Annotated in this window: 13 protein-coding genes and 4 tRNA genes; 11 read left to right on the top strand and 6 right to left on the bottom strand. The window is 61.2% G+C overall.

What is annotated here, in order from left to right; all coding sequences use genetic code 11:
* Window positions 1-33 precede the first annotated feature (33 nt).
* From infC to JHD59_RS08325, 11 genes are all read left to right on the top strand, one after another.
* Window positions 34-558, top strand: a complete 525-nt coding sequence (infC, locus tag JHD59_RS08375; RefSeq protein WP_083340992.1) for a translation initiation factor IF-3 — start codon at window positions 34-36, stop codon at window positions 556-558.
* Window positions 559-710: 152 nt separating this feature from the next.
* On the top strand, window positions 711-908 hold the full coding sequence (gene rpmI / locus JHD59_RS08370) for a 50S ribosomal protein L35 (RefSeq protein WP_043626585.1): 198 nt from the start codon (window positions 711-713) through the stop codon (window positions 906-908).
* A gap of 13 nt (window positions 909-921) precedes the next feature.
* Window positions 922-1,281, top strand: a complete 360-nt coding sequence (rplT, locus tag JHD59_RS08365; RefSeq protein WP_011134905.1) for a 50S ribosomal protein L20 — start codon at window positions 922-924, stop codon at window positions 1,279-1,281.
* Between the two features lie 136 nt (window positions 1,282-1,417).
* Window positions 1,418-2,401 carry a phenylalanine--tRNA ligase subunit alpha gene (gene pheS / locus JHD59_RS08360; protein ID WP_199153915.1) on the top strand — a complete coding sequence of 328 codons (984 nt, stop codon included), beginning with the start codon at window positions 1,418-1,420 and terminating at the stop codon, window positions 2,399-2,401.
* An 18-nt stretch (window positions 2,402-2,419) separates the two neighbouring features.
* Window positions 2,420-4,777 (top strand): phenylalanine--tRNA ligase subunit beta, encoded by a 2,358-nt coding sequence (gene pheT / locus JHD59_RS08355; RefSeq protein WP_199153914.1) that lies wholly within the window; start codon window positions 2,420-2,422, stop codon window positions 4,775-4,777.
* Between the two features lie 58 nt (window positions 4,778-4,835).
* A complete protein-coding gene (locus JHD59_RS08350) occupies window positions 4,836-5,138 on the top strand; it encodes an integration host factor subunit alpha (RefSeq protein WP_011134908.1) in 303 nt (100 codons plus the stop codon).
* Window positions 5,119-5,472: a MerR family transcriptional regulator gene (locus JHD59_RS08345; protein ID WP_103319839.1), complete on the top strand. Its 354-nt coding sequence runs from the start codon at window positions 5,119-5,121 to the stop codon at window positions 5,470-5,472. Before JHD59_RS08350 ends, JHD59_RS08345 begins: the two co-directional genes overlap by 20 nt.
* Window positions 5,473-5,502: 30 nt before the next feature.
* Window positions 5,503-5,579: transfer RNA gene (locus tag JHD59_RS08340), tRNA-Pro, on the top strand.
* A gap of 200 nt (window positions 5,580-5,779) precedes the next feature.
* Window positions 5,780-6,154 carry a DUF1289 domain-containing protein gene (locus JHD59_RS08335; protein WP_199153913.1) on the top strand — a complete coding sequence of 125 codons (375 nt, stop codon included), beginning with the start codon at window positions 5,780-5,782 and terminating at the stop codon, window positions 6,152-6,154.
* 13 nt (window positions 6,155-6,167) lie between these two features.
* Window positions 6,168-6,773: a methyltransferase domain-containing protein gene (locus JHD59_RS08330; RefSeq protein WP_199153912.1), complete on the top strand. Its 606-nt coding sequence runs from the start codon at window positions 6,168-6,170 to the stop codon at window positions 6,771-6,773.
* Window positions 6,774-6,855: 82 nt separating this feature from the next.
* Window positions 6,856-8,655, top strand: coding sequence for a methyl-accepting chemotaxis protein (locus tag JHD59_RS08325; protein WP_199153911.1), 1,800 nt, complete (start codon window positions 6,856-6,858; stop codon window positions 8,653-8,655).
* Window positions 8,656-8,701: 46 nt separating this feature from the next.
* On the opposite strand, the gene JHD59_RS08320 is transcribed toward JHD59_RS08325, so the two are convergent.
* The 6 genes from JHD59_RS08320 to JHD59_RS08295 all read right to left on the bottom strand — a co-directional run bounded on the left by JHD59_RS08320 (window position 8,702) and on the right by JHD59_RS08295 (window position 11,320).
* Window positions 8,702-9,271, bottom strand: a complete 570-nt coding sequence (locus JHD59_RS08320; RefSeq protein WP_199153910.1) for a TMEM165/GDT1 family protein — start codon at window positions 9,269-9,271, stop codon at window positions 8,702-8,704.
* Window positions 9,272-9,562: 291 nt separating this feature from the next.
* Window positions 9,563-10,027 (bottom strand): large-conductance mechanosensitive channel protein MscL, encoded by a 465-nt coding sequence (mscL, locus tag JHD59_RS08315; RefSeq protein WP_043626605.1) that lies wholly within the window; start codon window positions 10,025-10,027, stop codon window positions 9,563-9,565.
* A gap of 58 nt (window positions 10,028-10,085) precedes the next feature.
* A complete protein-coding gene (locus JHD59_RS08310) occupies window positions 10,086-10,943 on the bottom strand; it encodes a DMT family transporter (protein ID WP_199153909.1) in 858 nt (285 codons plus the stop codon).
* A gap of 86 nt (window positions 10,944-11,029) precedes the next feature.
* Window positions 11,030-11,105 (bottom strand) — tRNA-Asn (locus JHD59_RS08305).
* A 33-nt stretch (window positions 11,106-11,138) separates the two neighbouring features.
* Window positions 11,139-11,214, bottom strand: a tRNA-Asn gene (locus tag JHD59_RS08300).
* A gap of 30 nt (window positions 11,215-11,244) precedes the next feature.
* Window positions 11,245-11,320 (bottom strand) — tRNA-Asn (locus tag JHD59_RS08295).
* Between the last annotated feature and the right edge of the window lie 74 nt (window positions 11,321-11,394).

The following is an 11,394-nucleotide window of genomic DNA, read 5'->3' as shown; positions in this document are numbered from 1 at the left end:
CAGCGGCGGCGCACTTATTACTCATTAGGAGATTTGGCTATAGCTCAGGAACGCGAAGCACGGATCAACGGCGAAATTACCGCCCGCGAGATCCGTCTGGTTGGTAAGGAAGGTGAGCAGATTGGCATCGTCAGTCTGCGTGAAGCAATGGCTCTGGCCGAAGAGAACGACGTGGATCTGGTAGAGATCTCGCCGACCGCTCAGCCGCCGGTGTGCAAGCTGATGGACTACGGTAAGTACAAGTACGAAATGTCCAAGAAGCGTCACGAAGCCAAGCAGAAGCAGAAGCAGGTTCAGATCAAGGAAATCAAGTTCCGTCCGGGTACCGACGATGGCGACTACAACGTCAAGTTGCGCAACCTGGTCCGTTTCCTGACTGAAGGCGACAAGGCCAAGGTCACTCTGCGCTTCCGCGGTCGTGAGATGGCACACCAGGATATCGGCCTCGCGCTGCTCAAGCGCGTGGAAGCCGATCTGGCGGAAGTGGGCACGGTGGAACAGTTTCCGCGCCTCGAAGGCCGTCAGATGGTAATGATGATTGCGCCGAAGAAGAAATAATCGGTATAATCGTCGTTCCGACACGGCAGAGTGCGCTCTGCCGTGTTGATTTTGTAGGTCGGCAACGTCCTTAAAAGCGTGACGCAGCGGTTTCAAGTGCCTTTCCGGGCCACCCTGTGTCTAATCCAAACAAATTCAGCAGGAGCATTTCCATGCCGAAAATGAAGACCAAGTCGAGCGCGAAAAAGCGTCTCAAAGTGTTGGGCAGCGGTGGTATCAAGCGCTCTTACGCCTTCAAACGTCACATCCTGACCAAGAAGACCACCAAGAACAAGCGCCAACTGCGTGGCACCACCATGGTGGATGCAACCAATATGGCCTCTGTTCGCGCCATGATGCCCTACGCTTAAGGAGATCTGAAATATGCCACGCGTAAAACGCGGTGTAACCGCACGTGCTCGTCACAAGAAAATCCTCGCCCTGGCGAAAGGCTATCGCGGCCGCCGGAAGAACGTCTATCGCATCGCCAAACAGGCGGTGATGAAGGCGGGTCAATACGCCTACCGCGACCGTCGTCAGAAAAAGCGTCAGTTCCGTCAACTGTGGATTGCTCGTATCAACGCAGCTGCTCGTGAAAACGGCCTGCCGTACAGCAAGTTCATGAACGGCCTGAAGAAAGCCGCTATCGAAATCGACCGCAAGGTCCTGGCCGACCTGGCCGTGTTCGACAAGCCGGCTTTTGCGCAGATCGTCGAAAAGGCGAAAGCAAGCCTCGCTGCTTAATCGCCCAGACGGATCTGAAGGGAGGCAAATGCCTCCCTTTTTTTCTATCGGCATCTGCCAGCAGAGCGCTGATCAGATCGGGTATGCCGCATGCCCGCTGTGATCAGCCTTCTATTCGCATGCGGTGTGGAACACGATGAACAACGTTGACGCGATTCTCCAAGCCGGTCTCGCCGCCGTGGCGGCGGTGACCGATCTGATCGAGCTCGAACAGGTCAAAGCGCGCTATCTCGGCAAGAGCGGCGAGTTGACCGAACTCCTCAAGCAGCTGGGCAAGCTGGCGCCGGAAGAGCGCAAGGCGGCCGGCGCGACCATCAACCAGGCCAAGCAGGCATTCGAGGCCGCGCACAACGACAAGCGCGACCAGCTCAACGCCGCCAAGCTGGAAGCCCAGCTGGCAGCCGAGGCGCTGGACGTCACCTTGCCTGGCCGCGGCGCGGTGGGCGGCGGCCTGCACCCGGTGGCCTTGACGCTGGAGCGCATCAGCGGCCTGTTCCGCACCATGGGTTTCGAGGTGGCCGACGGCCCGGAAATCGAAACCGACTTCTACAATTTCCAGGCGCTGAACGTGCCGGAAAACCATCCGGCGCGCGCCATGCAGGACACGTTCTACGTAGAGAACGGCGACGTGCTGCGCACGCATACCAGCCCGATCCAGGCGCGCTTCATGATGAACAACGAGCCGCCGATCAAGATCGTCGCGCCGGGCCGCGTGTATCGCGTCGATTCCGACGCCACCCATTCGCCGATGTTCCATCAAATGGAAGGCTTGTGGGTGGAAGAGGGTGTGTCCTTCGCCGACCTGAAGGCCGTGGTGACCGACTTCCTGCGCCGCTTCTTCGAGCGCGACGACCTGCAAGTGCGTTTCCGCCCGTCCTTCTTCCCGTTCACCGAACCGTCGGCCGAAATCGACGTGCTGGGCGAGCGCGGCTGGCTGGAAGTCGGCGGCTGCGGCATGGTGCATCCTAATGTGCTGCGCAACGTCAACATCGATCCGGAAAAGTACACCGGCTTCGCCTTCGGCATCGGCCTGGACCGTTTCGCCATGCTGCGCTATGGCGTCAACGACTTGCGCCTGTTCTTCGAGAACGATCTCAATTTCCTGAAGCAATTCAACTGATCGCGCACGGAGCCGACTATGCAATTTTCCGAACAATGGCTGAGAAGCTGGGTCAATCCGGCGCTGAACACTGAACAACTGTCCGACCTGCTGACCATGGCGGGCCTGGAAGTCGAAGAAACCATCGCCGCCGCGCCGGCGTTTTCCGGCGTGGTGATCGCCGAAGTCAAAGAATGCGTCAAGCACGAAAACGCCGACCGCCTGCGCGTCACCAAGGTTGACGTGGGAACGGGCGAGCTGGTGCAGATCGTCTGCGGCGCGCCGAACGTGGCTGTCGGCGTGCGCGTGCCGTGCGCCTTGCCGGGCGCCATCCTGCCGGGCGACTTCAAGATCAAGCCGACCAAGATGCGCGGCGTGGAATCTAACGGCATGCTGTGCTCCGGCAAGGAGCTGGGCGTGCCGGAAGACGTGGATGGCCTGATGCTGCTGCCGGCCGACGCGCCGGTGGGCCAGAGCATCCGCGACTACCTGGGCCTGGACGACCAGCTGTTCACGCTGAAAATCACGCCGAACCGCGCCGACGGCCTGTCGATCCGCGGCGTCGCCCGCGAAGTGGCGGCGCTGACCGGCGCCGCGCTTGCGCCGGTAGCCATCGAGCCGGTGGCCCCGAGCATCGACGACACCCGTCCGGTGAAGATCGTCGCGCGCGAAGCCTGCGGCCGTTACCTGGGCCGCGTGGTGAAGGGCGTCAACGCCGCCGCCGCGACGCCGGCCTGGATGCGCCAGCGCCTGGAGCGTTCCGGCTTGCGTTCGATTTCGGCCATCGTCGACATCACCAATTACGTGCTGCTGGAGCAAGGGCAGCCTATGCACGCATTCGATCTGGCCAAGATTGAAGGCGGCATCACCGTGCGCCAAGCGCAAGCCGGCGAAAGCCTGCTGTGTCTGAATGAGAAGACCGTCGAGCTGCAGGACAAGCACTTGGTGATCGCCGACGACGCCAAGGTGCTGGCGCTGGGCGGCATCATGGGCGGCGAACTGAGCGGCGTGACCACCGCCAGCACCGATATTTTCCTGGAATCCGCTTTCTTCGCGCCCAAGGCCATCGCCGGCCGCGCCCGCGAACTGGGCTTCGGTTCCGACTCGTCCTTCCGCTACGAGCGCGGCGTGGATTTCCAGCTGCAGCGCGAGGCGATCGAACGCGCCACCCGCCTGGTGCTGGACATCTGCGGCGGCGCAGCCGGTCCGGTGGTGGAAGAAGTGGCCGAGCTGCCGCAGCGTCCAGCGGTCCCGCTGCGCGTGGCGCGCGTGGCCAAGGTGCTGGGCGTGGCGCTGTCCTCGCAACAGATTGCCGAAATTCTGGGCCGTTTGGGTCTGGAATTCAGCCTGGCGGATGAGGTGTTCACCGTTCAGGCGCCGTCGTTCCGCTTCGACATCGAGATCGAGGAAGACTTGATCGAAGAAGTGGCCCGCGTTTACGGCTACAACCAGATTCCGGATGACGCGCCGCGCTCTTCCATGCGCATGCTGCGGCAGCCGGAAGAGCTGCGCCCGGTGGACCAGCTGCGCCATCTGCTGGCGGCGCGCGACTACCAGGAAGTGGTCAGCTACGCTTTTGTCGACGAGCGCTGGGAGCGCGATTTCGCCGGCATCGACAAGGCCATCCGCCTGCAGAACCCCATCGCCAGCCAAATGAGCGTGATGCGCTCGACGCTGATCGGCGGCCTGGTGGACGTGCTGGTCGGCAACATCAACCGCAAGCAGCCGCGCGTGCGCGTGTTCGAGGCGGCGCGCGTGTTCCTGCGCGCGGAACAGGGTTTCGACCAGCCGGAAAAAGTGGCTGGCCTGGCCTGGGGGCCGCGCCTGCCTGAGCAGTGGGGCGTCAAGGCCGAGCGCGTCGATTTCTTCGACGTGAAGGCCGATGTGGAGGCGCTGCTGCACCCGGTGGCGGCCGAGTATCGCAAGGCTAGCCATCCTGCTTTCCACCCCGGCCGTTGCGCCGAGGTGCGGGTGGGCGGCGAGACGGTGGGCGTGATCGGCGAGCTGCATCCGCAGTGGGTGCAGGCTTATGATCTGCCTAGCGCGCCGGTGCTGTTCGAGCTGGATCTTGCCATCGTCACCGCGCGCAGCCGCATCAAGGCGCAGCCGGTCAGCAAGTTCCAGCCGGTCCGCCGCGATCTGGCGTTGCTGGTCGATGAGCAAGTCAGCGCGGCAGCATTGCTGGCGGCGTTCGAGGCGAAGCGAACCGACATCGTGACGGAAATCGCATTGTTTGACGTTTACCGTGGCAAAGGCGTCGCGGAAGGCAAGAAGAGTCTGGCCTTTAGCGTGCTGATGCAGGACAATAGCCGCACCCTGACCGACGAAGACGTCGAGCCGGCGATGCAGGCTTTGTTGCAGGCGGCGCTGGAGCTGGGTGCGCAGTTGCGCGTTTGATTGAGAATTGGGCGGGCCGCGTGCCCGCCGATTGGTTCAGATGTTTGAGGGGAATGTCATGACTTTGACGAAGGCTGAACTGGCCGATTTGCTGTTTGACCAGGTAGGTCTGAACAAACGCGAAGCCAAGGACATGGTCGAGTCGTTTTTTGAAGAGATCCGGCTGGCGCTGGAGTCCGGGGATTCGGTGAAATTGTCCGGTTTCGGCAATTTCCAGCTGCGCGACAAGCCGCAGCGTCCGGGCCGCAATCCCAAAACCGGGGAAGAGATTCCCATTACCGCGCGCCGTGTGGTAACGTTCCACGCAAGCCAGAAACTCAAGGGAATGGTTGAGCAATACCATGCTAACAAGCAAGGCTGATCTGCCGTCGATTCCATCGAAGCGATACTTCACCATCAGCGAAGTCGGCGAGCTGACCGGCGTCAAGCCGCATGTGCTGCGATATTGGGAGCAGGAATTTTCCCAGCTGCGCCAGGTAAAACGGCGCGGCAATCGCCGCTATTACCAGCACCATGAAGTGTTGCTGGTGCGCAGAATACGCGCGCTGCTTTACGATGACGGTTTCACCATTCAGGGCGCTCGCCAGCGTCTGGGAATGGGAAGTGAAGGCGAGCGTCCGATTACCGCTCAGGAAGTGCGCGCCGAGTTGGAATCCATCCTGGAATGGCTGGATTCGGGTATTGGCAAAAAATAATAAATCAGTTAGACTACGTTTCTCTTGAGTCGGGGTGTAGCGCAGCCTGGTAGCGCATCTGCATGGGGTGCAGAGGGTCGGAAGTTCGAATCTTCTCACCCCGACCAAATAAAACCTGTTTAAAAACAGTGGTAAATCTAACCCGGTATAGCCGGGTTTTTTATTTTCCGTCTTTCTCCCTTCTCTGCGCATCCAATATGCGTGCCCGTTTAATTCTGCTGATATACTCGATCGAAACCGGTTTGGTTTATCGTCTGCGATAAAATAACGGTTTCAAGTCATTGTTTTGTATTTGGATATCGCCTTGATGAGTCGCAATCGTCCTGATTCTCCTTGCATCGCACTGTGTTCCACCGCCTTGGGCGACAACGTGTGCCGCGGCTGCGCGCGCACGTTCGGCGAAATCAGCCAGTGGTGCTTCATGGGCGACGATGAGCGCGAAGCGGTCTGGCTGCGCTTGCCGCAGCGTCAGCGTTTGCTGCAGCTGGCTGCGGCATGCGGCGCCTTGCTGGAGCTGGACAGCCTGGATGGCGTCGAGTGGGGCCGCCTGCCGGATGGCAGCCGCTACCGGCTGGACGAGCGGGGCGCTCTGCATAGGGTGGGCTGCGATGGCGCGGCCGAGGTGCTGCGCGCGGATGATCTGACGCCGCAACAGGCGGCGGCCTGGCTGAGACGGGCATGAACAGGAAATAACCATGGCAGACAGTTCTCGAGTGGATTTCTGGGAACAGCGTTATCGCGAAGGCGTGACGCCCTGGGAAGGGGCGAGCCTGCCGGAGCCGGCGCGGTGTTTCTTCGCCAGCCTGCCGCCGTCCACGGTATTGTTGCCGGGGTGCGGCAGCGCGGGAGACATGCCGCCCCTGCTGGCGCTGGGTCACCAAGTGCTGGCCGTGGATTTCAGCGAGTCGGCAATCGCGCTGGCCCGCAAGCAGTGGCCCGCCGGCGCGGATAGGCTGCTGCTGGGTGATTTTTTCCAGCTGGAATTGCCCGCTTTCGACTGCGTGTTCGAGCGGGCTTTTTTGTGCGCGTTGCCCAAGGAAATGCGCGGACAGTATGCTGAAAGAGTGGCGGGTCTGGTCAAACCTGGCGGAGTATTGGCCGGCGTGTTTTTCCTGGGCGATGGCGAAAGGGGACCGCCGTTCGGCATGGCGGAGAATGATCTGCAAGCGTTGCTGAATCCTTGGTTTACGCAGGAGCAGGCTTTGCCGCTGCCGGATGGCCTGCCGGTTTTCTCTGGCCGGGAATGCTGGATGGTATGGAAACGACGGGGATTTGATTTGGATCAAACCTTAAAGGCCTGAGGGAATGGTCAGCGTGGCAGGTTTCAGAAAAAATAGCGACCGATAAAAATAAAACGGTTCAGATTGTTCGGGAGGAGAGCAAATGGAGTGGTTTTGGCGGCTGTATACGTTTTCGGAAAAGACCTTCTGGCATAGCCTGAGCAGGAAACTCGGCAGTTTTTTCTTCATCAGCCTGTTTCAGTTGCTGATGGCGGGATATTGCTATTACGCGCTGAGCGATATCCGGGCGACGGTGCGCGATGCCGGCGTTTCCGCGCAAGTGCTGGCGCGGGTGGACGCGACGGTCGATAGCGCCCTGTACTGGACGCTGGGATTATGGGTTCTGAGCTTCCTGTTCATCGCCTTCATGGTCTGGTATCTGCGCTACCTGATCGTGCGACCGTTGAAGATGATCATCCAAATCTTCAATGAAATCGGCGCCGGCGCCGGCGATCTGTCGCGCGAGATCCCCACCGTCACCTACGACGAAATCCGCGAGCTGTCGCTGTCGTACAACCGCTTCCTGCTGAAAATGCGCGAGATCATCAGCAATGTGCGGCGGATGACGGTGCGCATCGCCATGGATTCCGCCGTGACGCGGCGCAATGTGACGGAATCGGTGAATAGCGCGCGTCAACAGGACGAATTGGCCAAGCAGGTGCGGCAGGCCAGCGACCAGTCCATGCACGGCGTGGAGCAGGTGACGGAGCAGACCGAGACGATTTCCGCGACGACAGCGGAAAACCTTCGCGTCGCCCGCGATTCCTACGAGGAACTGCGCTCGGTGACGGACAGCATTCACGACATCAGCCGCAAGGTGGGGCATTTCAACCACACGGTGGAAGACTTGAGCCAGCGTTCCTCCAGCATCAAGGCCATCGTCGACCTGATCAAGGATGTCTCAGAGCAGACCAATCTGCTGGCCTTGAACGCGGCGATCGAGGCGGCGCGCGCCGGCGAGAGCGGGCGCGGTTTTGCCGTGGTGGCGGACGAGGTGCGAAAGCTGGCGGAGCGCGTGAAAACGGCCACGGACGAAATTTCGCACAATATCGACGGCATGTTGGGCCTGGTGGCGAATACGCAGCAAGAAACCGCGGCGATCACCGAGGACACCCATCAGGCGCGCGAGGTGATTTCGCGCGCATCCGAGCATTTCAGCAAAATGATGGGCGACTTCGAATCCACTTCCTCCAGCCTGAGCCAGATCGCCGCCACCATGCATGAGTTCATGGACGGCAACCAGATGGTCAACCGACATGTGGCCGAGATGCACCAGTTGGGGTTGCTGGTGAACGAGAGGCTGGGCGAGACGGAACGCGCCGCCGGCGAATTGACCGAGGCCGCCGAGCAGGTGCAGGGGCTGGTATCGAAGTTTGTGATAGGCGAGGGCGCGTTCGACCAGGCGCTGAGCCACGCGCGCGCGGCGCGCGATCAGGTGGCGCAATTGCTGCAGGCCGAGTTGCAGCGCGGGCTGGATTTGTTCGATCGGCGCTATCAGCCCATTGCCGGGACTCAGCCGGCCAAGTACCACACCAGTTACGACGACCGCCTGGCCAAGCAGCTGCAGCCGGTGATCGACCGCGTGGTGGAGCTGATACCGGGCGGCAAGTTCTGCCTGGCGGTGGACGGCAATGGCTACGCGCCGACGCATAACAGCTGGTATAGCCGGCCGCCCTGCGGCGATGCGCAGAAGGATCTGGCGGAGAGCCGCGACAAGCGCCTTTTCAACGATCCGGCCGGCTTGCGCGCCGCCCGCAATGTGCAACCTTTCCTGTTGCAAACCTATAGCCGCGATACCGGCGAAGTATTGTCGGAAGTGGATTTGCCGCTGGAACTGGGCGGGCGGCATTGGGGCGCGCTGCGCATAGGCTTTGATCCGAACGTCCTGTTGTCGCAGGGTTGAATCGATGGGAGCGAGGGAGGCTGCGGCCTCCCTCGTTTTTTATGCCTTACAGCGACAGCGGCGTCAGCAGCGTCGCGATGCCCAGGCCGACGAATAGCGCGGCGGCGATCGCGTGCATCAGCTTCTGCGGCACCTTCTTGGCTGCAACCTCGCCCAGCAGCACCGCGGGCACGTTGGCGATCATCATGCCCAGCGTGGTGCCCAGCACGACCATGTAAAGCTGTTCCGGGAAGCGCGCGGACAGCGCGACCGTGGCGATTTGCGTCTTGTCGCCCATCTCCGCCAGGAAAAAGGCGATGACGGTGGTGCCGAAAACGCCGAAACGCTCGCGCAGCAGATTACTGTCGTCCAGCTTATCCGGAATCAGCATCCAGGCGGCCATGGCGATAAAGGAGATGCCGAGGCCCCAGCGCATGATGTCCGGGCCAACCTTGGCCATCAGCCAGTGGCCGACCGCGGCGGCGGCAAAATGATTGACCAGGGTGGCGACGAAGATGCCGAGTATGATGGGGCCGGGCTTTTTAAAGCGGGAGGCCAGCAGCAGGGCCAGCAGTTGGGTTTTGTCGCCGATCTCGGCCAGAGCCACCACGCCGGTGGAAATCAGGAAGGCTTGCATGAATGCTCCAAGGGCCGCGCATACGCCATGACAAACCTGCGCGGCGGCCCCGCTGCGCGCAAGCATGTCATGGGTCTTGCCAAACGGAAGCTCGTCGCAATGGCCATGGCTGCCGCCAAGTATGTTGACCATTGCCGACGCGAAGCCGCGCCGAGGCTACTCCCCCAGAACGACGCGGATTGTAGGGGAATCGGCCGGCGCGGGCAAGGACTTTGCGCCGCTAACAAAACCTCGTTGGAGGACCGGGGCCAAGGCGCTCCGACGCAGGATCAGGAGTTTTGTTAGTGGGTCTTAATCCAGCTGCGAGGTGCAGCAGGGGCAGCGCGTCGCTTTTTCCGGAATGGCGGACAGGCAGTAGCGGCATTCCTTGGTGGCCGGAGCAGGGGGCGCGTCAGCCGCGGGCTGTTCGCGCTTGAGCCGGTTGATGGCCTTCACCAGCATGAAGATGGCAAAGGCGACGATGGTGAAGCTGACCAGCGAGTTGATGAACAGGCCTAGGTTCAAGGTAACCGCGCCGGCTTGCTTGGCCGCCGCAACCGAAACATAGGGCCCGGCTTGCTTGGCGCCGTCCTTCAGCACGAAGAACAGGTTGGAAAAGTCGACGTTGCCGACCAGCAGGCCGATAGGCGGCATGATTACATCGTCCACCAGCGATTTGACGATGGAGCCGAATGCGCCGCCGATCACCACGCCGACAGCCAGATCGATCACATTGCCTTTGACGGCGAATTCCTTGAACTCCTTCAATACGGACATGGCTTTTCCTTTATTTGATACCCGTAATTATAACTTTTTCAGTATTTTCTTGGTATGGCTACAGCGGCTGAGTTTTTGGCGTGGGCCGTTCCGGCAGTGTGCCCAGCAGCGCGCCGCCCAGAATCAATAGGATGGCCAGCAGCGCCAGTTGATTCAGCTCGCCGCGGCCGCTGGCGGTCAGCAGCAGGGTGGACAGCAGCGGCGTGGCATAGGACAGCGAGCCGATGCGGCGCGGATCGCCGTGGCGCAGCGCGCGTTCCCATAGGAAGAATGCGCCGCCCATCGGACCCAGGCCCAGCAACAGCAGCGTGGCCCATTGCGCGGCATCCGGCCGCGCGGCCGGCTCGAACAGCGCATGGCAAGCCAGCGACAGCAATCCGGACAGCAGGCAGAATCCGCCCATGGCGCTGCTTGGGAAGCTGGGTAGCCGCTTCAGCAGCAAGCTGAAAGTGGACCAGACCACTGCCGCGGCGATGGCCAGCAGATAGCCTGGCAGATATTGCTGCGATAGCGACAGTTTGCCGCCGGTGACGATCAGCGCCGCGCCGAGAAAGCCGAGCAGGCCGCCGGCAATGTGGCGGCGCGTCAGTTGCGTGCCGGGAATCAGCAGCGGCGACAGCGTGACGATCAGCAAGGGCCATAGATAGTTGAGCAGATTGGCTTCCAAGGCCGGCGCCAGGCGAAAGGCGAAGAACAGCAGGAAGTGGTAGCCGAACAGGCCGTATACGCCGACGAGCAGCGTGGCTGGCGCGACTTTCCAGTCGCGTATCCGGTGCAGCGACAGCAGGCTGCCTATGCACAAGCAGATGCCGACCACGAAAAAAGGCGGCAGCGAGCGGGTCAGCGCGCCCAGGGTGGCGAGCGAGGCCCATAGCAGGATGGCGCCGGCGGCAAGTAGGGTAGGGTGGCGAGGCATCGTTTCTCCAATCAGCTTGGAGACGATTGTAAGGGGGAAATGCCAAACGAAAAAGCCGCAGCATAAGCTGCGGCTTCATCGTATTCTGGCTCCCCGAGCAGGGCTCGAACCTGCGACCTGCGGATTAACAGTCCGTCGCTCTACCGACTGAGCTATCAGGGAACAAAACTTTGAATTGGGCGCCGTGCGGCGGTGTGGCTCCCCGAGCAGGGCTCGAACCTGCGACCTGCGGATTAACAGTCCGTCGCTCTACCGACTGAGCTATCAGGGAACACATGAACTCAATTGAGCCAAAGTGAATTGGCTCCCCGAGCAGGGCTCGAACCTGCGACCTGCGGATTAACAGTCCGTCGCTCTACCGACTGAGCTATCGGGGAATTGAGTGAGGGCGAACTATATACGGAGGCCGGCTGGCGTGTCAATGCTTGGCGACGGTTTTTTTGAGAGATTC

It is taken from the genome of Chromobacterium sp. ASV23, from assembly GCF_016428945.1.
GTDB classification, from domain to species: domain Bacteria; phylum Pseudomonadota; class Gammaproteobacteria; order Burkholderiales; family Chromobacteriaceae; genus Chromobacterium; species Chromobacterium sinusclupearum.
The sequence above is the reverse complement of the archived record's forward strand: the minus strand, read 5'-3'. Positions and strand labels throughout refer to the sequence as shown.